The following is a 2,295-nucleotide window of genomic DNA, read 5'->3' on the forward strand; positions in this document are numbered from 1 at the left end:
TCACAGCTTCAGTAACACCATTGAAGAATCTGGCACTACCCTGGAAATTTTCTTTAGTAGTCAAAATGGTACCACAAGGGGTAGTTCCACCGGAACAGTTGTAAGCAGTACCGATAATCTTGTTCCCTAAGCCATCGGAACTCAGAGAAAACACTTCAGTTGCTGCTGGTCCTGTTCCCACCAGGTAGTTTTGATCCCCTTGCTGATGGCTTCTGGAGCCCCAAGAGGTAACACTCTTAAACTCATCACTCCGCTGAGCATTGATTCCTAAACCAGAAAGACCGTGAATGCGACGGTTCTTGGAGTCATCCTTAACAACTTGGTAACGTTCACCGGAACCATTGCGACGGATGCGAACAATAGAACCTCCTTGGTTGTAGAAAAATTCTCCAAGCAGTTCTATATCATTCACATTAGACGGTAGAGGATAGCCAATCACCGTCTCAAAGCTAGTGGGGAATCCAGCTAAGCTGCTGGAAGTACCGGGAGCTAGGTCAGAAAATGGAAAAGAAACGTATTCGTGATTGACCCAGAGATAGCCATCATTAGAGCTTCTACCTACAGGAACAAAGCCAGTGTAGTCGTTGTTATAGCCAAAATAATCGTCTGGATTAGGGAAAACGCGATCGCCCCATTTGACAATTACATACCGTTCGTACTCCGGCGGTACTACTACATCATCAATGACCGTGTAGGTAGCCAGACTGATGTCAGAACTTGGTTCAAGCAGTTGGCTTTGATTAATGCCAGTGGGTAAGGCACTTTTTTTAGTTTGATAAATCGGCAAGGGATGGGGTAAACGCACCGGGGTAATACCCATAGTACTGGTAGCTGCATTGGCAACACTATAGTCACCACCTAACAGTTTTTGGCCTATCTGAGGAGCCAACACAGTAGCTGCAGTACTCGCCCCAAAGAAAACTAGCAGTTTTCTGCGAGTTAGCTTAGACATTCTAGTATCTCTTTATCTCTCTACAAGAATCAGCGGAATCACAAAGTTTGAGCACCATTACCACCAGAGCTAGCTGAAAAACAATCGTCAAAAGGCTATAACAAATTCAGCCCTGTTGCTAATAATTTTATAGCTATGCTGCAGTAGAAAACCAGTCCAAGCGTGAGAACACCCCTGTTTGAAAGCATAAGTAGTGAGCCAAGGTTATTAAACCCTGATATTTGTCTACTTTTTGATACCCTGGTGTCGCTCATATGGCTAGCATTGATTACTAAAAAAAATTGCGTTGGTAAACGCTTGTACTAGTTTTTAGCTACTGATTAGATATATCTTTTTAAGGTTAAGAGCGGTTAACTGGATGGTTAAGCATGTCTTAACTTTATAGTGTTTTTTCGTTGATATTAAGATTTACCATACCTTAACTATTTATTAGTTAAGTCTTAACCTGTGAAACTAAATTGTGAAAATAATTACCTAAAAAGGATTAACACTGCTACAGTTAAGGTTAACCGTTGCCAAGTTTTTATTTAAACTAGTTAATTCAACTAGTTAATCATCTCGAAAACCTGGATCATCCTCCAATGAAGCTTCAAGTAATACTGAAGATTTAGGTGGATTTGAAGGAGCTGGAGATGAATCAGAAGCTCTGAACCCCAATAGCATTTCAGAATTGCTAAAATAACTCGCCCATCGCTGGATTATGGGGAATTGTTTCCACTGAGAGCGAGAAACTGTTGCAATCATTAAAGGGACTACTTGACCATTGCGTTCACCTAAAATCATCATAGAAATGCTGGTAATATCAGGATTTCCGGTAAATTCCTGATTTAGTTTAGTTTGAGCCAAATTCTCTGTCTGCTGAATTAGGCGTTCAAATGATTGACTGCTATCAGAGTTAAGGATGACGTGGTATTCCTTAATTTCAGCTGAGGCTGTTGGAATCTGTGTAACTAAACTACTGAATACCAAAATAGTACTCCAGAGAAGGCGGCGATAAAGATCCATCAGCTTAGCTATCCTGACGACCTGGTGACTAACTAGTTAATAGTAATAGATAATAATAGATGAATATTAAGGTGACAGTAACTTTTGGTTAAGAATGAATTATCAAGTAAGCAGTCAGCAGTCAGCAGTCAGCAGTCAGCTGTTGGGCATAGGCTGATAGCTGATACGCGACACGCTGATAGCACCTCAAGTAGCACTATCTTTAGCGCATAGGCTAATAGCTGATATAGCACTACGCGCTACTGTTAGGACATTGTCTTGATGCAGTCGCTCATGGGGGAAACCCCCAAGACCGTAATGGTGCGTTTTCCGTTGGCGAATTAAATTCGCCACGGAGA

At 41.6% G+C, this 2,295-nt stretch carries 2 protein-coding genes; both read right to left on the reverse strand.

All coding sequences use genetic code 11. From position 1 onward, the window contains the following. A partial coding sequence (locus tag F6K20_RS34785; protein WP_287297844.1) for a PhoX family protein occupies window positions 1-952 on the reverse strand: 952 nt, incomplete at its 3' end. Window positions 953-1,501: 549 nt separating this feature from the next. After that, a complete protein-coding gene (locus tag F6K20_RS34790) occupies window positions 1,502-1,957 on the reverse strand; it encodes a hypothetical protein (protein ID WP_008177747.1) in 456 nt (151 codons plus the stop codon). Window positions 1,958-2,295: the final 338 nt, after the last annotated feature.

Source organism: Moorena sp. SIO2C4, assembly GCF_010672485.1.
Taxonomy (GTDB): Bacteria; Cyanobacteriota; Cyanobacteriia; order Cyanobacteriales; family Coleofasciculaceae; genus Moorena; species Moorena producens.

Bases quoted from the DNA above. Each gene is read 5' to 3' on its own strand.
- F6K20_RS34790 (WP_008177747.1), bottom strand. From the start codon at position 1,957: ATGGATCTTTATCGCCGCCTTCTCTGGAGTACTATTTTGGTATTCAGT.